Genomic DNA, 21,670 nt, shown 5'->3' on the forward strand with positions numbered 1-21,670 from the left:
TTTACTTGTCATCCACAGCCGCTGATGGAGCGAGTTTTGAAGGTCCTGATCACGGATATACACCACGGTAATGGCGGCGGCCATGTCACCTATATTTTGGGGTTGTTGCGCGGACTGTCGCATCGGTGTGACTTTACGCTGGCGGCGCCGACAACGGGTCGTTTATATCGCGAAGCCTCCCAGATCCCGGGGGTCAGGGTGCTGCCGGGCTTTTACACAGCCCGAGTAGGGGCCGCTTTGTCTGAAATGTGGCGTCTGCGTCATTTTTTGCGGCGCGAGAGCTTTGATATCGTGCATTGCAACGGCAGTACCGATCATCGTCATGTCATGATCGCCAGCAAGATGCTGCCCAAGCCCCCCGTCATTATCTGGACCAAACACAATACCAATCGCGTTCACAGTCTTGGCAATCGCTTGCGAGCACGCTTTGGAACCGATCTGTGTATTGCTGTCAGCGATTATGTGGCGCAACAACTGGCCCATTCGGATTATCGACGTTGCACGGTTGAGCGGATTTACCATGGTCTGGACCTGGAGCATTATCGTCCGGTCAGTCGGCAGGAAAAACAGGCGGCCCGTCTGGCGCTGTTTGGTCCGGGCGTGACAGAGGACTGTCTGGTTCTGGGCTCGGTAGGGGGAACGGATCTGGAAAAGGGCTGGCTGCTACTGGTGCAGGCCGTGGCCCGTCTGGAGCCCGCGCTGAAACAGCGCGTGCGGATTCTGGTGGCTGGCGATCCGCCAGCCCCTGCGGTCTGCGAACAGGTACAGGCCTTGGGGTGTGCGCAACAAGTGGTGTTTCCCGGATTGGTCAAAGACGTTCGTTCGGTATTGGCAGCGTGTGATGTCGGTTTTGTCTTGTCGTATAAAGAGTCGGCATCTTATGCGTGCTACGAGTCGTTGGCATTGGGGCTGCCGGTGCTGATCTCCAACGCGGGCGGTTTGCCAGAGAGCATAGAGCATCAGCATGAGGGCTGGGTGGTGCCATGTGGTGACGTGGCGGCCATTGAAACTCATGTACGGGACATGTTGTGTCAGAAATACTGTCTGCATACGGTGGGTAAACGGGCCAGAGTCAGAGCAGAAAAACGGTTTGATGCACAGCGTTTTTCATTAGATACCTATCAGGCCTATCTGAAAGCGAAAACTGGCAGCTAAGCGTCCCCGGTAAAAAAAGAGACATTCTGGACTTGAGCCTGAATGTCTCTTTGTTTAAGACTTCAAGCCAGGAGCGGTCAGCGTTTCCAAGGTGCTTAACCAGATCAACGCATCCTGCCGCTTTTCCCCGCACATTTCCCGACTAGCTTGCAAGCCAGAGCAACAGGCCGGCCGCTCTGGCTGACCAAAAATTCGGCATCGCTGTTGTTCATCAAGCTGGATACAGGGCACACCAGCGGGTTTGCCGTCGGGCATACCGGGAATGGGGCTGGAGATCGAGGGGGCGATACAGCAGGCCCCGCAGTCGGAACGACAGATCATGCGGCCCATCCTCGGGACCAGTAAACCAGAATTCCAACGTATTCCTTGATGATGGAACGGCTCGATTGCAAGGCCATCAGACTGGGCTTCCACAGGGAAAAGCCGGGACTGTTCGGTACCGTCAACTGTGGAGCGGCGCCTGCCGCAATCACATTGACCCCTTGCTTGCGAAAAATGGCCATGGCTCGAGGCATGTGCAGGGCAGAGGTGACCAGCAGAACCCGTCTGGCTTGCTTTTCCTGCAGCAACTGGGCCGTGTACTCGCCGTTTTGCTGGGTGGTCAGACTATTGTTTTCCATCAGTGTGGCGGAAGCGGGAACATCCAGATTGATCAGGGTGTTAGCCATGACCTGGGCTTCACTCACCCCGCCGTCCAGGGCCGCGCCGGACAGGACGATATAGGGGGCCCGGCCCGCCTTATAGAGTTCTGCAGCCCGCTCTACCCGTGCCGAGGTTCTTTGCGCCGTCTGTGGCAAAAACCAGTTGCTGCGGTTTTGGGCTGTATGCCCTCCCAACACCACGATGGCATCGGCTTGTTCCACCTGGGCGGCAGGCTGGTAAGGATACATCTTCTCCAGATAGCCACCGGCATACAGGCTGGTGGCGGGCAAGGACCAGGCGCCTGTCCAGAGTAAGCCGGCCAAGGCCAGCGCAGCGGCAGTTTTTCGCAGACGCACGATAAACAGCAGGACCGCCACTAGCAGCAGGGCGGCAAACAAATTCAGTGGAATGACCAGGCTGGTCAGAATGCTCGATAGGCTCATGGATGTTCCCGCTTGGACTCCAGGACATGTACCACCTCGTCCAACGTCGGCCATTGACCATCCCTACCCAGGCAGATCGCCCGTGGAGACCAGGGGCCGGTATCTTCGGGGTTGGTGACGCCACAGAGGGTCAGTTGCTGGGCCTTGATGGCGGCGGCGACGTGAGACACGCCGGAGTCATTGCAAATAACCCACTGCGCCTGCTGGCAAAGTCGTGCAAACGCGCCCAGGGGCAAAGGCGGCAAACAGCGTGCGCTAGGCGCATTTTGCAGGGCGGCCTCATACTCGTTGGGCGGGGGGCACATAATGACGGTTTTGCCTTGGGCTTGCAGATGGCGGGTCAGTTGGTCGAAATAAGGCCAGACTTTGACACGGCCTTTATGCAGTCCCGTTGCCGTCGGGGCGATCAGAATATAGTCACCGGGGCGCAGGGCGGCTTGGCGCAGACTGTTGTCGCCTTCTTGCCGTTGCAGGGGGCTGAGCGTCAAGTCCAGGGTGGCTGGGGCTTGTTCAGGAACCGGGCCTAGATGCCACAGTGCCAAAGCCTGCTGAACAATATAGAACCAGGATTGCACTGCATGCAACTGCTTTTGCGGTTTATTGATCGGCCAACGTAATAAAAGGCTACGACCATCGTCCCGGTAGCCGCAGGCTGGCAGGCCGGCCAGTTTGAAACTGAGAGCGCTGCTTAGCGAGTCGGGCAGCAGCAGGCCGTACGCATTGTGATGGCCATGCTGGCGGCGATAGCGACGTATGGCTTTGGCGTCCTGATGCCAGTGGCTGGTCATGGGAATGAAACCGTGCAAGGGGTAAGCCGAAAGCAGTTCGCGGGCCCAGGGGCGGGCGCACACGACAACCGGCAAACCGGTATCCAGCAGAGCCTGTAGACACGGCAGGCTCATGCATACATCGCCTAGCCAATTAGGCAATCGCAGGTAAAGGGCAGAGGGATCAGACATGAACAGGACAACGAGACAGAGCGTACAAGAGCCGGGACGCTCGATTCAGGCAATGAGCGTTAGAATAAACACAATTAGATAGTATATAGGGTGTCCTCGTTGTCCAACGCCATACAATCCAAAATCAAGCCTGCTGGGCACGATCCCGTTAAATCCGATCTCTGGAAGCGCATTTACAGCCGTTTGCTCCCGTATTGGAAGGTTGTCGTGGTCGCGCTGATCCTGGTCAGCATTTCCTCTGCCACCCAGCCGGTCCTGGCAGTCATTATGAAGCCCTTGCTGGACGGGGGCTTTACCGGCGCCAATCCCGACTATATGTGGACCATCCCCTTGTCGGTGATCGGGTTGATGTTTGTACGGGGAATCACCACCTACGGCAGCTCTTATTTGTTTGCCTGGATCGCCAACAAAATGTTGCTGACGTTACGGGCAGACATGTTCTCGCGCCTGCTGGGATTGTCCGATTCGGAGTTCAAACAAGGCGACACGGGTCGCTTGCTGAACCGTTTCACGATTGATGCGGGCACCATGACAGGGGTGGCCACAGAGGTGGTCACGGTTGTGGTGCGTGAAACCCTGACGGTCATCGCCTTGCTGGGTGTGCTGCTTTACATGTCGTGGCAACTGACCGTCATCGTGTTTCTGGTCATGCCTGCCTCGGTCTTCGTGGCCAAAATGGTGTCGCGCCGACTGCGACGCATCAACCGCGATACCGTCAACATGAATGCCGAATTGACCCGGGTCGTCAGCGAAGCCATTGATGCCCAGCGCGTCATCAAGCTGTTTGATGGTTATGAGCGTGAAAACACCCGTTTCAGTTATGTGAACGCCCGCTTGCGTCGTTTTGCCATGCGTGCAGCCTCGGCTGATGCCGCCTTGTCGCCCATTACTCAGTTGTTTGTGTCCATTGCAGTGGCCGGGGTCATTTTTGTAGCCCTGTATCAGGCCAATACCGGCACATTGACCATAGGCAGCTTTGCGGCATTCATGGCTGCTCTGGGGCAGATCTTTGACCCGATCAAGCGCCTGACCAATATCACGGGCACCATGCAACGCATGCTGGTGGCCGCAGAAAGCGTGTTCAAGCTGGTCGATCAGGAGCCAGAGCCGGACACGGGCACCCGCGAACTCAAGCAGCCTGTGTACGGCCATATTGAATTCGATGCCGTGTCGCATCGTTTCCCCAATGCCCATCGCAACACCTTGTCAGAGGTCAGCTTTGCCGTCCAGCCGGGACAGACCATTGCGCTGGTGGGGCGCTCGGGCAGTGGCAAGACGACACTGGCCAATATGGTCCCACGCTTTCTGCTTCCGACTAGCGGACAAGTTCGAATCGATGGTATTGCGTCGGAAGAGCTGACCTTGCGCAGCTTGCGTAGCCACATTTCTCTGGTCAGCCAGGATGTCGTGCTGTTTGAGGCGACGATTGGCCAGAACGTGGCGTACGGCGCCGGCGTCGATGCCGATGTTTCTGTACAGCGTATCTGGGAAGCGCTGGACGCGGCCAATCTGCGTGAGTTCGTGGAAAGTCTGCCGCAGGGGCTCGATACGATGGTGGGCGAAAATGCCAACTCCTTGTCTGGCGGTCAGCGCCAGCGTCTGGCTATTGCTCGTGCCCTGATCAAAAATGCGCCGATCCTGATTCTGGATGAGGCCACCTCGGCGCTGGATAATGAGTCCGAACGCCAGGTTCAGATGTCGCTTGAGACCCTGATGAAGGGGCGCAGCACCTTGGTGATCGCGCATCGCTTGTCCACGGTTCAAAATGCCGATCAAATTCTGGTGCTGGATGAGGGGCGGATTATTGAGCAGGGTCGTCACGATGAACTGTTGGCCCGCAACGGTGTATACGCCGGTTTTTACCAAATGCAATTTCAGTTCAACGAGTAAGCAGCCGGGGGCTGCACCATAAGGAACATCATGAAGAAAATCATTCTTGCGCTGGCTGGTTTGGCTGTGTTGGCAGGGTGCGCCAAGCAGAATGCAGAATTGCGGGAGCAGGATTTGCGTCGCTCCAGCTATTTCAAGACCGAGCGGCGCATCAATATGGATTTTGTAGCCATTCAGCGCGCCTTGTTCAAACATCAGGCAGAGTGCGGTAAAGCGGCCGTATTCAAGATGGACGAGCGTCAAGCCAGCTATGGGACCTTGCGTTACGAACTGGAGCCGGGGGCGGGTTGGGAAAAAAGTATTCTGGTGGACCTGACCCTGATGCAAAAAGGCTGGGTAGATGCCAAGGTTTATAGCTACTCGGGCAACGTCAAAAAGGAAATCAATGAAATATTTACCTCTTTGCGTGCTCCCGGCGTATGTAACCCCGAGGATGCGCCTAAAGAGGTGGTGCCCGAGGATGACTTTGTGCCTGTTACGCCGCTTTAAGCATCACGGTTTTCTGGGCGTGAAGAGCACCGCGTCCGGCTCTGCTCAGACGCCACGCAGATGACAGGTAACACCCCTGAGTCACTCTTGACCCGCCTTTTGGGCGGGTTGATCGTTTTTGCAAGGGCTTTTCTTGACAAGGGTGAACCCGTGTTTTGTCCCGGAGCCCAAGACCGAGTCCCCGCCTGCTCAAGTTCTGGCGTGTGGGGCAGGGCGAGCCAGAGCGTTGCCCACAGTGTCCGCGCTGCTCGTCCCGGGCACCGTGGATTTACAGCAAAATAATGTCGTACTGTTCCTGGGAGTAATGGGGGTCTACCTCCAAAGAAATAGGCTTGCCAATAAAGTCTCCCGCCACCGCCAGATGCTGGCTTTCTTCTTCCAGAAACAGATCCACCACTTCCTGCGATGCCAGGATGCGGAACTCTTTGGGATTGAACTGCTTGGCCTCGCGCAGCACCTCACGCAAAATTTCATAGCAGACGGTGCGAGCCGTCCGTACTGAGCCGCGCGACTGGCAGGTTGGGCAGGGCTCGCAAAGTTGATGTGCCAGAGAGTCGCGCGTGCGTTTGCGCGTCATTTCCACTAAGCCTAACTGACTAAAACCGTTAATCGTCACACGCGTGCGGTCTTTGGCCAGTGCTTTTTGCAGCTCCTGCAATACCGACTCCCGGTGAGCGGGGTCGTCCATGTCAATGAAGTCCAAAATAATGATGCCGCCAAGATTGCGCAAGCGCAGCTGGCGAGCCAGGGCAATGGCCGCTTCCAGATTGGTCTTGAAAATGGTGTCGTCAAAGTTGCGCCCGCCCACAAAGCCGCCGGTATTCACATCTACGGTTGTCAGGGCTTCGGTCTGATCGATAATCAAATAACCGCCAGATTTCAAATCCACCCGGCGCGACAAGGCGCGGTTGATTTCCTCATCGACGTGGGCCGTGTCAAACAAGGCGCGGCTGCCTTTGTGATGGCTGATGCGCTCCAGTACGGACGGCGTGTAAATCTGGGCCCATTCCTTCATTTCTTGTACAACCGTACGCGAATCCACGATGATGGATTGAGTGTTGGGGGTGACCATATCGCGCAACACACGTTGCGCCAGGCTCAGGTCTGTATATAACACCGAGGGGGCGCCTTGTTCGCGGATGCGTTGCTGAATGCGCGTCCAGAGTGTACGCAGATACTGTTGGTCGGCGCTGATTTCTTCGTCTGTGGCACATTCAGCCTGAGTGCGGACGATAAACCCCCCCTTTTCATCCTTGGGCATCAGACGGCTGACACGTTCTCGCAGCTCGATTCGGTCCGCATCCGAGCCAATGCGTTGTGATACCCCGATATGAGGGTCAAAAGGCAGATATACCAACATGCGACCTGCGATGCTGATTTGCGTGGAAACACGGGCACCTTTGGTGCCCAAGGGGTCTTTGATGACCTGTACTAAGAGTGACTGGCCTTCGAACAGGAGCTTTTCAATGGGTGTAGTCGCACTACCTTGATTGCGTTCGGTACGGTTCTGGCGCAAGTCCGCAACATGGATAAATGCCGCGCGCTCCAGGCCAATATCAATAAAGGCACTTTGCATGCCGGGCAGAACCCGCGCCACCTTTCCTAGATAGACGTTCCCTACATAGCCGCGTTGGATGCTGCGCTCGATATGAATTTCCTGGACAGCACCTTGCTCGACCAGGGCAACACGGGTTTCGAAAGGAGTTACGTTAATCAGGATGTCTTCATGCATGGTTAGTTTCGCTAAAGGAATATCTGTTCCGGGCTAGTGTAGGGCCAAGTCAGTGAGGCTGCTATGCCTTTATGACTATATAGAGTGTTTAGGGATGATGAATGCCTCGCTTGCCTTTGTTCTGGGGACTGCTTGTGGGCGCTTGTGGTTCAAGCCGCTCTATATAGAACGCCGCTCGGGGGCCTGGGACAGGGGGGGCGGACTACTTGCCGGTGCCCCGCGCCTGTCCCCTTGTCCGAGCCACCATCGGGGCGCAGTCTGAACTCGCCTAGTGATTGGTCCCCCGGACCAAGCACAAACCTTGGGCTCAAACAGCAGACTGCTTGCATCCCCGATGGTGACTACACCTGCGGTAAGTCGTCTGACTCGCCCCAACCCCTGTCCCGGGGCCCCGAGCGGCTGATAGCACTGCATAATGCTTGATCTGGGTGGCTACTCAAACACCTCCTATCTATATAGAGACACTCTTGATTTGGGGCGAGGACCTGATGATGTGTGTTCTCCGTCGCCATCTGGTTTGTCAACCAACCCACAGGACGGTCAGTTAGTTAGTTAGTCAGTTAGTTAGTTAGTCAGTTAGTTAGTTAGGTAGGTAGGTAGGTAGGTAGGTAGGTAGGTAGGTAGGTAGGTAGCCCATCGACTGGCGACTGTTTTTTGGCGCGTGTTTTTCCCTCTTATCTATATAGTGGGGTGAACAGGCAGAGGACGGAGGGAGGTTTTTGCGATTCTTGTGTGCAGAAAACAGTGCTTAGCTCGTGTTTTGCTCTATAGATCGCTGAGTCCTCCTGCCAGCAGGCAAAAACCGGAACTTAATCTAAAAATTATTTTTAGGGTGATTCTTCATAGTTATCAATTAGCTACCTCGTTTTGCAGGGTTTGCTCTCTTCAAATATCCAGAAAAATGCCAAAGAAAGCTTGCAAAGCCAAATTTCATCGTGCTATAGTTCTTTTCTCGCTGCAGCACACACAGGGTTTTCCCTCAAAGCGCCGCAGAGAACAGTTAGACAAGATTCACCGCCTTGGCCAAGAAGCCCGCAACGAAACTTGCCTGACTGAGTCAGGTAACTGGCACGGTGTAAAACCCGGAGCTTGACAAATCAGAAAATTCTGTGTTAAAGTTCTAGGTTCTGCACCAGAGAACGCAACGTTAAGTTTTTAGCTGGTTGTAAACAGCGCTGAAAATTTACTCTTGTTTGTGAAGTTGAATGGTTAGCCTTACGGTTGATTGTTCGCTAGGTGGTTCGGAACGAAAGTTCTGGTTTAAGCGGGACGAGTTGGACGGTTTTAAAACTTTCTAACTTCTTCAAAAAAACGCTTGACACACTGCCTGATCTGCTTCATAATCTCGTTTCTCTGCTGCTAACACAGCAAGGCACGAAGCGCCAAGCGCGACGAGCCAGCCGGGTTAGTCAGTAGAACGACAGGCAACTGTCACTGCTCTTTAACAATTAACAGCCGATAAGTGTGGGCGCTTGGAATGAGCGAGTCGAACCCTTCGGGGATCGCCACAAGTTTGTATCAAGTGCTCACAAACGAAAGATGAAGAATTACCTTGTGTAACTCTGAATTTTTCTTTGAGACACAATCGGTCTCGTCGCAAGACGGGACAACCACAGAGATTAAACTGAAGAGTTTGATCCTGGCTCAGATTGAACGCTAGCGGGATGCTTTACACATGCAAGTCGAACGGCAGCACGAGAGAGCTTGCTCTCTTGGTGGCGAGTGGCGGACGGGTGAGTAATATATCGGAACGTGCCCAGTAGCGGGGGATAACTACTCGAAAGAGTGGCTAATACCGCATACGCCCTACGGGGGAAAGGGGGGGATCGCAAGACCTCTCACTATTGGAGCGGCCGATATCGGATTAGCTAGTTGGTGGGGTAAAGGCTCACCAAGGCAACGATCCGTAGCTGGTTTGAGAGGACGACCAGCCACACTGGGACTGAGACACGGCCCAGACTCCTACGGGAGGCAGCAGTGGGGAATTTTGGACAATGGGGGAAACCCTGATCCAGCCATCCCGCGTGTATGATGAAGGCCTTCGGGTTGTAAAGTACTTTTGGCAGAGAAGAAAAGGCATCCCCTAATACGGGATGCTGCTGACGGTATCTGCAGAATAAGCACCGGCTAACTACGTGCCAGCAGCCGCGGTAATACGTAGGGTGCAAGCGTTAATCGGAATTACTGGGCGTAAAGCGTGTGTAGGCGGTTCGGAAAGAAAGATGTGAAATCCCAGGGCTCAACCTTGGAACTGCATTTTTAACTGCCGAGCTAGAGTATGTCAGAGGGGGGTAGAATTCCACGTGTAGCAGTGAAATGCGTAGATATGTGGAGGAATACCGATGGCGAAGGCAGCCCCCTGGGATAATACTGACGCTCAGACACGAAAGCGTGGGGAGCAAACAGGATTAGATACCCTGGTAGTCCACGCCCTAAACGATGTCAACTAGCTGTTGGGGCCGTTAGGCCTTAGTAGCGCAGCTAACGCGTGAAGTTGACCGCCTGGGGAGTACGGTCGCAAGATTAAAACTCAAAGGAATTGACGGGGACCCGCACAAGCGGTGGATGATGTGGATTAATTCGATGCAACGCGAAAAACCTTACCTACCCTTGACATGTCTGGAATGCCGAAGAGATTTGGCAGTGCTCGCAAGAGAACCGGAACACAGGTGCTGCATGGCTGTCGTCAGCTCGTGTCGTGAGATGTTGGGTTAAGTCCCGCAACGAGCGCAACCCTTGTCATTAGTTGCTACGCAAGAGCACTCTAATGAGACTGCCGGTGACAAACCGGAGGAAGGTGGGGATGACGTCAAGTCCTCATGGCCCTTATGGGTAGGGCTTCACACGTCATACAATGGTCGGGACAGAGGGTCGCCAACCCGCGAGGGGGAGCCAATCTCAGAAACCCGATCGTAGTCCGGATCGCAGTCTGCAACTCGACTGCGTGAAGTCGGAATCGCTAGTAATCGCGGATCAGAATGTCGCGGTGAATACGTTCCCGGGTCTTGTACACACCGCCCGTCACACCATGGGAGTGGGTTTCACCAGAAGTAGGTAGCCTAACCGCAAGGAGGGCGCTTACCACGGTGGGATTCATGACTGGGGTGAAGTCGTAACAAGGTAGCCGTATCGGAAGGTGCGGCTGGATCACCTCCTTTTAGAGCGAATGGCTCGCAAAGCGAAAGCGTCCACACTTATTGGCTGTTAGTTTATGTCATGACCATTGAAGGTATCGCCCACTGGTGATAGATGGGTCAGTAGCTCAGTCGGTTAGAGCACCGTCTTGATAAGGCGGGGGTCGTTGGTTCGATTCCAACTTGACCCACCAACGATTACCTCGGGGGATTAGCTCAGCTGGGAGAGCACCTGCTTTGCAAGCAGGGGGTCGTCGGTTCGATCCCGTCATCCTCCACCACCGCTTTTATAGGTGGTTGTCGATACAGCAAGGTCCATGACAGAGTATAGGGCACAGACAAACAACGGTTTGCCTGGCGCTAGATTCAACGAAGAGTGTTCTTTTTAAAGAATACTGCTCGTTGGGTTATGCAACCCACGAATTGCTCTTTAACAATTAGGAAGAAGCACAACGAAGGTGTGTTGTCTAATAAACGCAAGACGATTAGTTGACTTGTGATGACAATACACGGGTTGTGATTGCAACAGAACAAATTATGTTCAACGAAAGTTCTCAAAAATATAGACGTTGTCTGATCTTCGGATTGGATAACAGCTAAGGATTGATGAACGGCAACAACGTATACTCATATTCCTATAACAGCACCAAGCGTTATAGGATCAAGCGAATAAGTGCATATGATGGATGCCTTGGCGATCACAGGCGATGAAGGACGCGGTAGCCTGCGAAAAGCTACGGGGAGCTGGCAAACAAGCTTTGATCCGTAGATGTCCGAATGGGGAAACCCACCGTAGTAATACGGTATCCCATGCTGAATACATAGGCATGTGGAGGCGAACCGAGTGAACTGAACCATCTCAGTAACTCGAGGAAAAGAAATCAACCGAGATTCCGGAAGTAGTGGCGAGCGAAACCGGACCAGCCTGGATGTTTTAGCGTAGTGAATAGTCGAATGGAATGGAAAGTCCAGCCGTAGCAGGTGATAGCCCTGTAGGCGAAATTCAGTACGTGGAACTAAGCATCGAATAAGTAGGGCGGGACACGTGAAATCCTGTCTGAATATGGGGGGACCATCCTCCAAGGCTAAATACTCGTGATCGACCGATAGTGAACCAGTACCGTGAGGGAAAGGCGAAAAGAACCCCGGAAGGGGAGTGAAATAGATCCTGAAATCGTATGCATACAAACAGTAGGAGCACCTTCGTGGTGTGACTGCGTACCTTTTGTATAATGGGTCAGCGACTTACATTCAGTGGCAAGCTTAACCGAATAGGGGAGGCGTAGCGAAAGCGAGTCCGAATAGGGCGATTCAGTCGCTGGGTGTAGACCCGAAACCAGGCGATCTATCCATGGCCAGGTTGAAGGCACGGTAACACGTGCTGGAGGACCGAACCCACTAATGTTGAAAAATTAGGGGATGAGCTGTGGATCGGAGTGAAAGGCTAAACAAGCCTGGAGATAGCTGGTTCTCTCCGAAAACTATTTAGGTAGTGCCTCGTATATTACTGCCGGGGGTAGAGCACTGTTATGGCTAGGGGGTCACAGCGACTTACCAACCCATGGCAAACTCCGAATACCGACAAGTACAGTACGGGAGACAGAGCACCGGGTGCTAACGTCCGGACTCAAGAGGGAAACAACCCAGACCGCCAGCTAAGGTCCCTAACTATGGCTAAGTGGGAAACGAAGTGGGAAGGCATAGACAGTCAGGAGGTTGGCTTAGAAGCAGCCATCCTTTAAAGAAAGCGTAATAGCTCACTGATCGAGTCGTCCTGCGCGGAAGATGTAACGGGGCTAAGCCATAGACCGAAGCTGCGGATGTGTACTTTTAGTACACATGGTAGGAGAGCGTTCCGTAAGCCTGTGAAGGTGTTCCGTGAGGAATGCTGGAGGTATCGGAAGTGAGAATGCTGACATGAGTAGCGATAAAGGGGGTGAAAAGCCCCCTCGCCGTAAGTCCAAGGTTTCCTGCGCAACGTTCATCGGCGCAGGGTGAGTCGGCCCCTAAGGCGAGGCAGAGATGCGTAGCTGATGGGAAGCGGGTTAATATTCCCGCACCGTCGTAGAGTGCGATGGGGGGACGGATTGCAGAATGTTATCGGGGTGTTGGATGTCCCCGTTGGCGCATCATAGAAGGCACTTAGGCAAATCCGGGTGCGTAATTCAAGGGTGTGACTGGATAGAGCTTCGGCTCTAAACTAACTGGAAGCAGTTCCAAGAAAAGCCTCTAAGCTTCAGCTCTACGAGACCGTACCGCAAACCGACACAGGTGGACGGGATGAATATTCCAAGGCGCTTGAGAGAACTCAGGAGAAGGAACTCGGCAAATTAATACCGTAACTTCGGGAGAAGGTATGCCTCATTAGTGTGATGTGCCTGCGCACAAAGCATGAAGAGGCCGCAGTGAATCGGTGGCTGCGACTGTTTACTAAAAACACAGCACTCTGCAAACACGAAAGTGGACGTATAGGGTGTGACGCCTGCCCGGTGCCGGAAGGTTAAGTGATGGGGTGCAAGCTCTTGATCGAAGCCCCGGTAAACGGCGGCCGTAACTATAACGGTCCTAAGGTAGCGAAATTCCTTGTCGGGTAAGTTCCGACCTGCACGAATGGCGTAACGATGGCCACACTGTCTCCTCCTGAGACTCAGCGAAGTTGACATGGTTGTGATGATGCAATCTCCCCGCGGCTAGACGGAAAGACCCCATGAACCTTTACTGTAGCTTTGCATTGGATTGTGAACCGGCCTGTGTAGGATAGGTGGGAGACGTTGAAGCGTGGTCGCCAGATCGCGTGGAGTCATCCTTGAAATACCACCCTGGTCTGTTTGCGGTTCTAACCTAGGTCCCTTATCGGGATCGGGGACCGTGCATGGTGGGCAGTTTGACTGGGGCGGTCTCCTCCTAAAGTGTAACGGAGGAGTTCGAAGGTACGCTAGAGACGGTCGGAAATCGTCTTGATAGTGCAATGGCATAAGCGTGCTTGACTGTGAGACTGACAAGTCGAACAGGTACGAAAGTAGGACATAGTGATCCGGTGGTTCTGTATGGAAGGGCCATCGCTCAACGGATAAAAGGTACTCTGGGGATAACAGGCTGATACCGCCCAAGAGTTCATATCGACGGCGGTGTTTGGCACCTCGATGTCGGCTCATCTCATCCTGGGGCTGTAGCCGGTCCCAAGGGTATGGCTGTTCGCCATTTAAAGAGGTACGTGAGCTGGGTTTAAAACGTCGTGAGACAGTTTGGTCCCTATCTGCCGTGGGCGTTGGATACTTGACGGAGCCTGCTCCTAGTACGAGAGGACCGGAGTGGACGTACCACTGGTGTATCGGTTGTCATGCCAATGGCATTGCCGAGTAGCTACGTACGGAAGAGATAACCGCTGAAGGCATCTAAGCGGGAAACTCGTCTGAAGATTAGGTATCCCGGGGGCTTGACCCCCCTGTAGGGTCGTCCGAGACCAGGACGTTGATAGGCTGGGTGTGGAAGTGCAGTAATGCATGTAGCTAACCAGTACTAATTGCCCGTGTGGCTTGATCCTATAACCCTTGAGGTTGTAGTGAGTTAAGTTGTTGACCACAGAACGTAATATTGAAGTGCAGCGCAACCCGCGCTTGACACCTTCGTAACCGCTGCTAGCTGATCCGTACTGATCGCTAGCGGTGTGCTTCTTCCAATTGGCTGGGACGTCCCCTAAAGACGGCCTGGCAACCAGTTACGCTTGACGACCATAGCAAGGTGGTCCCACACCTTCCCATCCCGAACAGGACTGTGAAACGCCTTTGCGCCGATGATAGTGGACGGACGTCTGTGAAAGTAGGTCATCGTCAAGCTCTTATTGCTCAAAACCCCCGCAAGTATCCCTTGCGGGGGTTTTGTTTTATGGGTCGCCACCGCATCGGCGACGGACACACCTGAACGATGCTGATCGTCTGGCCCCTGGGCCACGACTTCAGGCGTACCCCACCCCTTCCCAAGCCCGTTCTGGGCACCGCTTATCCCTTCTTGTTGCAGACTACGCCTCTTGGCCCAAGCCGATGGGGTTGGTCATTGCGTATGCTTCCTGTGCTTGAGGGTTGATGTTTAGTCCTCTGCGGCTGCTACCAGCACGATGGCAGCCCGACGAGGGGCGGGTTCAGCCTTAGCGGCTTGCTGAACCTCAGCCTCTCGCATCAAGCCGTTGTCTATCTGCCGGGTGATCGCGCTACGCTTAGTGCTTTTTCCTCTTAGCGTGCGTTGCGAGTAACTGGTGTTCCCCTTTTGTGCGGCTGTTGTCTTCTTCTTCTTCTTCTTCTTCTTCTTCTTCTTCTTCTTCTTCTTCTTCTTCTTCTTCTTCTTCTTCTTCTGCTGCTGCCCACCTCGGGTAGTGACGATGTTTGGCGTTCGGTGGTCCAAACACGCCTTGAGCCGCTGGCTTCATCGAGTTGTTGACTGCTAGCAGCTTATTCACAATTCCGTAGTCGTTCTATCTATCTATCTATCTATCTATCTATCTATCTGTCTGTCTGTCTGTCTGTCTGTCTGTCTGTCTGTCTGTCTGGCTATTGACCACAAGCTACTGCTCCGGCGCTCCGTGAGGCTTAGTCTCAGCCTCAGCCTCAGTCTTAGTTGCTGAGCTGCTTACCAGCTTCAGCTCAGATCAAGGCAGCGCCTCCCAGCTGCAGGCTCTGGTGCCCGTCTGTCTGTAGAAGGTGCCCAGACCACTGTCTAAGTTCGTTCTGCCGATCCACCCTTGATGCGCTCTGAAATTCCTACTCAGTTTCCCCGTTGCACCGTAGAATACGGATAAATACTTTAGAGCTAAAGGAGTTGCCCGTGGGTGGAGAGACAGCAGTAGACGCGATCATAATTGGCGCGGGGCATAATGGATTGGCGGCTGCCGTGGAGTTGGCCAGCAAAGGCTGGAAGGTTCTGGTCGTGGAGGCCAAAAGCTCGGCAGGTGGTGCGGTTAGCACCCAGGAACTGACTTTGCCAGGCTTCAAGCATGATGTGTGCGCCATGAACCTGTCCTCCTTTGCAGGTTCTGCATTTTTTCAACGTCATAAGGATGCGTTGGTCCGCCATGGCTTGGCGTTCGTCCCCGCAGAACACTGCTTTGCCAGTGTGTTCCGGGATCAACGCTATTTGGGCGTCAGCACGGATCTGGAAACGACTTTACAGCGGATTCGAGCCGTCTCTGAAAAAGACGCGCAGGCCTGGCAGAGCATGCTGGAGGACTTTCAGCGCAAAGCTCCTCATCTGTTTGCGGTCTTGGGTAGTCCTATGCCTTCCTTGGCTTTGTTCAAAAGCGCGTGGAAAAGCTGGCGTGAGCTGGGTAAGGATGGTGTTGCGGAGCTGATGCAATTGCTGCTGGCGACACCCCGTGACTTTTTGGACCGCCATTTCGAGAGCGACTCATTAAAAGCCATGATGGCAGCTTGGGGGCTGCATGTGGATTTCACCCCAGACACCGCCGGCGGTGCCTTGTTCCCTTATCTGGAATCCATGGCTAATCAAGCCTTCGGTATGGTGATCGGGCAGGGCGGTGCTGATACGATAATCCGCGCCATGACGAGCTTGTTGCAGGAGCTGGGTGGGGAGTTGCTGTTGAATGCCCCTGTGCAAACAATTGAGCAAGAGAATGGTCGTGCCAGGGCCGTTGTTCTGGCCGATGGGCGTCGTCTGAAAGCAGACAAGGCAGTGATCGCGAATCTGAATCCTCAGCTGGTCTTTGGTCGTCTGGTGCAATCTGCTGCTGTTCCCAAGGAATATCAGAAGAAAGTGGATGCGTTCCGGCCGGGGCTGGGGACCATGATGATCCATTTGGCACTGGATGGCCTGCCCGACTGGAAAGCTGGTGCCGAGTTGCAGCGTTTCTCCTACGTGCATCTGGCACCCGATCTGGCCATGATGAGTCGTGTCTATGCCGAAGCAGCCGCCGGTTTGTTGCCTGCCGAGCCTGTGTTGGTGGTTGGACAAGGTACGGCTCTTGATCCTTCTCGTGCTCCAGAGGGTAAACACACCTTGTGGATTCAAGTGCGAGTGCTGCCTGCTCAGGTCAAGGGCGACGCTGCCGGCAAGATGGCTGCAGGTGATTGGGCACAGCTGAAAGAGGCATACGCCGAACGGGTTCTGGATCTGCTTGAAAGCTATGCGCCTGGTTTGCGTAGCCAGATTCTGGCCCGCCATGTCATGTCCCCCCAGGATCTGGAGCAGTTCAATGCGAATCTGATTGGGGGTGATAATCTCTCGGGTAGCCATCACCTGGATCAGAACTTCTTCTTCCGCCCGGTCGCCGGTTACTCCAAATACAAAACGCCGATCAAGGATCTGTATTTGTGCGGAGCTTCGACCTGGCCCGGTGCGGGGACTGGGGCTGGATCGGGCTATATGCTGGCCAATCTATTGGCGAAATAAACCTAGAGGCCATTCAGACGTTGCCGGGCATGCTCCAGGCGCACCTGTTTGGCTTCCATCTCCTGTAGTTGCCGCCGTATCCCATCTATATGTTCTTTAGCCGCTCGCCGGGCCAAGTCCGCTTGACTTTGCGTGACGGCATTGCATAACCGGGCATGCTGTCTGTCCAGCCTGCGTTTGGAGTCATGATCAGGATAGAGGTGCTGCACGGATACGCGTACCGTGGACAGCATCAGTTCATTGAACAGGCTGATCATGTGTACCAGCACCGGGTTGTGTGACGCCTCACAGATCGCTGAATGAAAAGCATGGTCAGCCCGAGCAATTTGTTCCGGCGCAGCATCCTGCATTTGCAGATCTTTCAGTTCCTGAAAGCGCCTCCGAATCATGATGTGATCGGCTTCCGTACCTCGGGCAGCAGCCAGTTGCGCCGCTTCGCTCTCCAGTAGTTCGCGTACTTCCAGTAGATCGTACAGCGTGCGTCCCTGTGCTTGCAGCAGGTGTTCCAACGGCGTGCTGACGCTGGAGTCGATCAGATTGGCGACGAAAGAGCCTTTGCCATGCTGCGTTTCAATCAGCCCCCGTGCTCGTAGTACTTGCAGCCCTTCACGCAGGGCAGAGCGAGATACCGTGAGTCTCTGCGTCAGTTGTCGCTCGGAAGGCAGTGCTTGCCCCGGTTTGAGGACGCCGTCCATGATCAAGGTTTCAATACGTTGGGCAACCAGTTCCGCGGTTGCCTCCAGACGTCGGGATTCCTGCATTTTCATACGTGGTCGGACCAGTTGTGTACCTGAGTCAATGATAGCAAGCTGATTATCTATCTGTCTGATTTTTAAGTGTAAAGATAAACCCTGAGAGCTGCTTAGGGTAAAAACTGGTCGGACCAGTAGGCAAGTGGCTGGACAAGCTCGTCGTCATCAAAGACCATCGGCTTTAGGAGACTTTAAAGACAGGAGGCGTCATGAGTTTGCGCTACGACGAAAAACTGGACGGCGTGTTGCCCCGCGTGGACAAGATGCAGCTGCTTAGCCGTTTACGTGATGATATTCCCGGCCTGGAGGTACTGCATACCGACGAGCAACTGCACCCTTACGAATGTGACGGCTTGAGCGTCTATCGCAGTAAACCCTTGCTGGTGGTGCTGCCCCGTAATGTGGAGCAGGTGCAGGCGGTGATGCGTCTGGCCCATGAGCTTGGCGTGCCCGTAGTGGCTCGCGGTGCGGGTACGGGCTTGTCCGGTGGTGCCATGCCGCTGGAGCAGGGTATTTTGCTGGTGATGGCCCGGCTGAACCAGATTCTGGACCTGGACCCGGTGGCCGGAATTGCCCGTGTACAGCCCGGCGTGCGCAATATCGCGATTTCTCAGGCCGCGCAGCCTTTTGGACTGTATTATGCGCCGGACCCCTCTTCGCAGATTGCCTGTTCAATTGGCGGCAATGTGGCGGAGAATGCCGGCGGCGTTCACTGCCTGAAATACGGCCTGACTGTACACAATATCTTGCGGCTGGAAGTCATTACCGTTACGGGCGAACGACTGATTCTGGGCTCGGAAGCCTTGGATAGCCCCGGCTTTGACTTGATGGCCCTGTTCACCGGCTCTGAAGGCATGCTGGGTATTGTGACGGAAATCACGGTCAAGCTGCTGGCGCGCCCACCGTGTACGGTGGTGCTGCTGGCCAGTTTCGACGATGTGGAAAAAGCCGCTGACGCGGTGGCACAGATCATCGCTCAAGGCATTGTGCCAGCAGGACTGGAAATGATGGATCAAATGTCCATTCGCGCTGCCGAAGACTTTATCCACGCTGGCTACCCTGTCGATGCCCAGGCGATTTTGCTGTGTGAAATCGATGGTGCAGTCGAGGATGTGCAGGACGATGTGACCCGGGTTGAACAGGTGTTGTTCAAAGCCGGTGCGCAAGAAGTGCGGGTAGCACGCGATGAGCAGGAACGACAGCGTTTCTGGGCCGGACGCAAGAATGCCTTTCCCGCCGTGGGGCGCATCTCACCGGACTATTACTGCATGGACGGCACGATTCCGCGTCGCCAGCTAGCGTATGTGCTGAAAAAAACGGCCGAGTTGTCCGAGGAATATGGCTTGCGCGTCGCCAACGTTTTTCATGCGGGCGATGGCAATATGCACCCGCTGATCCTGTTTGATGCCAACCAGCCAGGCGAGCTGGAGCGGGCTGAAGCTTTGGGCGGCAAGATTCTTGAACTATGCGTGGAAGTGGGCGGCACCATTACCGGCGAGCATGGCGTGGGTCGAGAAAAAATCAATCAGATGTGCGTGCAGTTCAATGAGGATGAGCTGCAATTCTTTCATGCCATTAAAGCGGCATTTGATCCCAAGACCATGCTCAATCCCGGTAAGAACATCCCCACCTTGCATCGCTGCGCGGAAATGGGCGGCATGCATATTCACCACGGACAAGTGCCCTTTCCTGAGCTGGAGCGTTTCTGATGAATACCGTAGAACAGAACAATCAGGATCGCAGTGCCGAGCTGCTCGATCAGGTCAAGCAGGCGCTGGCAGATCGCACGGCCTTGCGTATCGTGGGCGGAGATTCCAAAGCCTTTTTGGGCAAAGCAGTACAGGGTCAGGCCTTGAGCCTGGCTGGCCATGAGGGCGTGGTCGATTACGACCCGGCCGAGCTGGTCGTGACGGTGCGTGCGGGAACGTCCTTGAAGACTCTGGAGGCCGTCCTGAATGAACAGGGGCAGTGTCTGCCCTTTGAGCCCCCCGTGTTTGACGGTCGTGCGACAGTGGGAGGAGCAACGGCTTGCGGCTTGTCAGGACCGCGCCGTCCCTGGGTGGGAGCCTTGCGTGATTATGTGCTGGGCTGTCGTCTGATTAGTGGAATGGGCACTCACATGCGCTTTGGCGGTCAGGTGATGAAGAACGTGGCTGGCTACGACGTGTCACGTTTGATGGTGGGCGCTCAGGGTTGTCTGGGAGTGATTACGGAAGTTTCCTTCAAGGTGTTGCCACGTCCACGACGCCGAGCGGCACGGGTCTTGGAGGTGGCACAGCAGGATGTGGCGGGTTTGCTGCGTCAATGGCGCGATCAAAGCCGTCCTGTCACGGGAGCGGCCTGGCAGGATGGCCGTCTGCATCTGCGCCTGGAAGGCGGAGACAGTTCCGTACAGTTGGCCCAGGAGCAAATAGGGGGCGAGGAACTCGACCTGACGTACTGGGATGATTTATGTGAACAGCGCCTGGATTTCTTTAAGCAGGCAGGGAATTTGTGGCGTATTGCCGTACCGGTGGATGCGCCCGTGCAAAGCTGGCCGGGTGAGGTACTGCTCGATTGGGGTGGAACTCAGCTCTGGCTCAAGTCTGAGGCTCCAGCCGAGCTGATTCACGAACAGGCGCGGGCCCTGCAGGGGTACGCGCGATGCTGGAGCGGGCCTGATGCCGGGAATGATAAGCTGCCCGCTGCGTTGTTGCAGTGGCATCAGCGCTTAAAACAGCAACTAGACCCCGCTCATATATTCAATCCAGGCCGTTTATTTCGCTCTGCGGAGTCCACATGCAAACACAACTGACACCATGGGCTCAGCAACTGCCGCAAGCCGAGCAGGCTGAAGCCATTTTGCGCTCCTGTGTGCATTGCGGGTTTTGCAATGCCACTTGTCCGACCTACTTGGATCAAGGCAACGAGCTCGATGGTCCGCGAGGCCGCATTTATCTGATCAAAATGTTCCTGGAAGGCAATGCCACCTCGGAACTGACCCAGCACCATCTGGACCGTTGCCTGAGTTGTCGCAACTGTGAAACCACCTGTCCGTCGGGTGTGAAATATCACAACCTGCTGGACATAGGGCGAGCGGCATTGGAACCCAAAGTAAAGCGTTCTTTAAAAGCACGTGCCATGCGTGTGGCCCTGACGCAAATTCTGCCCGAGCCGGGCCGGGTGGGGGCCCTGCTCGGGGTGGCGCGAGCCATGCGCCCCTTGCTGCCCTCATCCTTACAGGAAAAAATTCCACCCAAGCAAACGGCGGATCTGACGCGCCCCGCACCCCGGCATAGCCAACGTGTTCTGATGCTGGAGGGCTGTGTGCAGCCAGCCATGGCTCCTTCCATTAATGCGGCGACCGCCCGGGTGCTGGATCGCTTGGGCATCAGTGTGACACCGATTGCTCAGGCAGGCTGTTGCGGTGCTTCCTCCTTTCATCTGGGTGCGCAAGAGCAGGGTCTGCAGCAGGCACGTCGCAATATCGACGCCTGGTGGCCCCAGATCCAGCAGGGGGCTTTGGCAATCGTGCAGACCTCCAGCGGCTGCGGTGCTTTTGTGAAAGAGTACGTAGACCTCTTCAAGCATGATCCGGTCTATGCGGAACGGGCCCGCCGCGTCAGTGAGCTGGCCAAGGATCTGGTTGAAGTGCTCGACGAGTTGCCCCTGGAGCAGTGCTTGAATACGCAAACCCGTCCGCGTCTGGCCTTTCATTGTCCGTGTACCTTGCAGCATGCGCAGAAACTGGGCGGGCGAGTCGAAGCGGTGTTGACCCGCTTGGGCTTTGATCTGGGGGCAGTGCCCGATAGCCACTTATGTTGTGGTTCGGCAGGCACGTATTCCCTGACGCAGCCCGAGATTGCGGGACGCCTGCGTGAGCGCAAAATGGATGCCTTGGAGAGCAGCAAACCAGATCTGATCGTTACGGCCAATATGGCCTGTGGGAATCATTTGAATGGAGCAGGGCGCACGCCGGTCAAGCATTGGATAGAACTGGTGGATCAGTATCTGTGTGCGTAACCGCAGGACCGGGGGCCGTAGTAGCCCTCGGTCCTGCGTTGGTATCGGTTCAAAGCCAAGGGCCAGCCAAGCG

The 21,670-nt window shown here is 55.0% G+C and carries 13 protein-coding genes, 2 tRNA genes and 3 rRNA genes; 12 read left to right on the plus strand and 6 right to left on the minus strand.

Annotated elements, in window-relative coordinates; all coding sequences use genetic code 11:
• Positions 1-36 precede the first annotated feature (36 nt).
• On the plus strand, positions 37-1,155 hold the full coding sequence (locus tag ACOZ42_RS05160) for a glycosyltransferase (protein WP_003802404.1): 1,119 nt from the start codon (positions 37-39) through the stop codon (positions 1,153-1,155).
• Between the two features lie 54 nt (positions 1,156-1,209).
• Here the strand turns inward: ACOZ42_RS05160 and ACOZ42_RS05165 are convergent, their stop codons facing one another.
• From ACOZ42_RS05165 to ACOZ42_RS05175, 3 genes are read right to left on the minus strand one after another with little or no spacing between them, the layout of a single operon-like run.
• On the minus strand, positions 1,210-1,476 hold the full coding sequence (locus tag ACOZ42_RS05165) for a YkgJ family cysteine cluster protein (RefSeq protein ID WP_003802403.1): 267 nt from the start codon (positions 1,474-1,476) through the stop codon (positions 1,210-1,212).
• Positions 1,473-2,240: a YdcF family protein gene (locus tag ACOZ42_RS05170; RefSeq protein WP_003802402.1), complete on the minus strand. Its 768-nt coding sequence runs from the start codon at positions 2,238-2,240 to the stop codon at positions 1,473-1,475. Before ACOZ42_RS05170 ends, ACOZ42_RS05165 begins: the two co-directional genes overlap by 4 nt.
• Positions 2,237-3,142 carry a glycosyltransferase family 9 protein gene (locus ACOZ42_RS05175; RefSeq protein WP_059318570.1) on the minus strand — a complete coding sequence of 302 codons (906 nt, stop codon included), beginning with the start codon at positions 3,140-3,142 and terminating at the stop codon, positions 2,237-2,239. Before ACOZ42_RS05175 ends, ACOZ42_RS05170 begins: the two co-directional genes overlap by 4 nt.
• A gap of 147 nt (positions 3,143-3,289) precedes the next feature.
• On the opposite strand from ACOZ42_RS05175, the gene msbA reads away from it, so the two are divergent.
• Both msbA and ACOZ42_RS05185 read left to right on the plus strand, forming a co-directional pair.
• Positions 3,290-5,089, plus strand: coding sequence for a lipid A export permease/ATP-binding protein MsbA (gene msbA, locus ACOZ42_RS05180; RefSeq protein WP_131071421.1), 1,800 nt, complete (start codon positions 3,290-3,292; stop codon positions 5,087-5,089).
• 30 nt (positions 5,090-5,119) lie between these two features.
• On the plus strand, positions 5,120-5,578 hold the full coding sequence (locus ACOZ42_RS05185; RefSeq protein ID WP_003802399.1) for a hypothetical protein: 459 nt from the start codon (positions 5,120-5,122) through the stop codon (positions 5,576-5,578).
• A gap of 268 nt (positions 5,579-5,846) precedes the next feature.
• On the opposite strand, the gene rng is transcribed toward ACOZ42_RS05185, so the two are convergent.
• Positions 5,847-7,310, minus strand: coding sequence for a ribonuclease G (gene rng, locus ACOZ42_RS05190; protein WP_003802398.1), 1,464 nt, complete (start codon positions 7,308-7,310; stop codon positions 5,847-5,849).
• Positions 7,311-8,931: 1,621 nt separating this feature from the next.
• Here rng and ACOZ42_RS05195 point away from each other — a divergent pair.
• The 5 genes from ACOZ42_RS05195 (at position 8,932) to rrf (ending at position 14,280) form a co-directional block, all read left to right on the plus strand.
• Positions 8,932-10,468 (plus strand): 16S ribosomal RNA (locus tag ACOZ42_RS05195).
• A gap of 93 nt (positions 10,469-10,561) precedes the next feature.
• Positions 10,562-10,638 (plus strand) — tRNA-Ile (locus ACOZ42_RS05200).
• Between the two features lie 11 nt (positions 10,639-10,649).
• A tRNA-Ala gene (locus tag ACOZ42_RS05205) sits at positions 10,650-10,725 on the plus strand.
• A 378-nt stretch (positions 10,726-11,103) separates the two neighbouring features.
• Positions 11,104-13,988: ribosomal RNA gene (locus ACOZ42_RS05210) — 23S ribosomal RNA — on the plus strand.
• A gap of 179 nt (positions 13,989-14,167) precedes the next feature.
• Positions 14,168-14,280 (plus strand): 5S ribosomal RNA (rrf, locus tag ACOZ42_RS05215).
• The 16S, 23S and 5S rRNA genes sit together here with 2 tRNA genes alongside, the layout of an rRNA operon.
• A 377-nt stretch (positions 14,281-14,657) precedes the next feature.
• Here the strand turns inward: rrf and ACOZ42_RS05220 are convergent.
• A complete protein-coding gene (locus ACOZ42_RS05220) occupies positions 14,658-14,897 on the minus strand; it encodes a hypothetical protein (RefSeq protein ID WP_426345622.1) in 240 nt (79 codons plus the stop codon).
• Positions 14,898-15,262: 365 nt separating this feature from the next.
• On the opposite strand from ACOZ42_RS05220, the gene ACOZ42_RS05225 reads away from it, so the two are divergent.
• The gene (locus ACOZ42_RS05225; RefSeq protein WP_240209363.1) at positions 15,263-16,843 is read left to right on the plus strand and encodes a phytoene desaturase family protein; all 1,581 of its coding nucleotides are present in this window, start codon (positions 15,263-15,265) and stop codon (positions 16,841-16,843) included.
• Positions 16,844-16,845: 2 nt separating this feature from the next.
• On the opposite strand, the gene glcC is transcribed toward ACOZ42_RS05225, so the two are convergent.
• Positions 16,846-17,610, minus strand: a complete 765-nt coding sequence (gene glcC / locus ACOZ42_RS05230) for a transcriptional regulator GlcC (protein WP_240209362.1) — start codon at positions 17,608-17,610, stop codon at positions 16,846-16,848.
• A 194-nt stretch (positions 17,611-17,804) separates the two neighbouring features.
• Here glcC and glcD point away from each other — a divergent pair, with 194 nt between their 5' ends.
• From glcD to glcF, 3 genes are read left to right on the plus strand one after another with little or no spacing between them, the layout of a single operon-like run.
• Complete coding sequence (glcD, locus tag ACOZ42_RS05235; RefSeq protein ID WP_131071424.1) at positions 17,805-19,304, plus strand: glycolate oxidase subunit GlcD; 1,500 nt, start codon at positions 17,805-17,807, stop codon at positions 19,302-19,304.
• Positions 19,304-20,389 carry a glycolate oxidase subunit GlcE gene (gene glcE / locus ACOZ42_RS05240; RefSeq protein ID WP_240209361.1) on the plus strand — a complete coding sequence of 362 codons (1,086 nt, stop codon included), beginning with the start codon at positions 19,304-19,306 and terminating at the stop codon, positions 20,387-20,389. Before glcD ends, glcE begins: the two co-directional genes overlap by 1 nt.
• Entirely contained in the window at positions 20,374-21,597 is a 1,224-nt protein-coding gene (gene glcF, locus ACOZ42_RS05245) for a glycolate oxidase subunit GlcF (RefSeq protein ID WP_003804749.1), read from the plus strand. Before glcE ends, glcF begins: the two co-directional genes overlap by 16 nt.
• Positions 21,598-21,670: the final 73 nt, after the last annotated feature.

The organism is Alcaligenes sp. HNGD-HTN06 (assembly GCF_049932565.1).
GTDB lineage: Bacteria > Pseudomonadota > Gammaproteobacteria > Burkholderiales > Burkholderiaceae_B > Alcaligenes > Alcaligenes ammonioxydans.

Coding starts and splice junctions, on each gene's coding strand:
- ACOZ42_RS05165 (WP_003802403.1), bottom strand. CDS start 1,476: ATGATCTGTCGTTCCGACTGCGGGGCCTGCTGTATCGCCCCCTCGATC.
- ACOZ42_RS05170 (WP_003802402.1), bottom strand. CDS start 2,240: ATGAGCCTATCGAGCATTCTGACCAGCCTGGTCATTCCACTGAATTTG.
- ACOZ42_RS05175 (WP_059318570.1), bottom strand. CDS start 3,142: ATGAGCCTGCCGTGTCTACAGGCTCTGCTGGATACCGGTTTGCCGGTT.
- ACOZ42_RS05185 (WP_003802399.1), top strand. CDS start 5,120: ATGAAGAAAATCATTCTTGCGCTGGCTGGTTTGGCTGTGTTGGCAGGG.
- rng (WP_003802398.1), bottom strand. CDS start 7,310: ATGCATGAAGACATCCTGATTAACGTAACTCCTTTCGAAACCCGTGTT.
- glcC (WP_240209362.1), bottom strand. CDS start 17,610: ATGAAAATGCAGGAATCCCGACGTCTGGAGGCAACCGCGGAACTGGTT.
- glcD (WP_131071424.1), top strand. CDS start 17,805: ATGAGTTTGCGCTACGACGAAAAACTGGACGGCGTGTTGCCCCGCGTG.
- glcE (WP_240209361.1), top strand. CDS start 19,304: ATGAATACCGTAGAACAGAACAATCAGGATCGCAGTGCCGAGCTGCTC.
- glcF (WP_003804749.1), top strand. CDS start 20,374: ATGCAAACACAACTGACACCATGGGCTCAGCAACTGCCGCAAGCCGAG.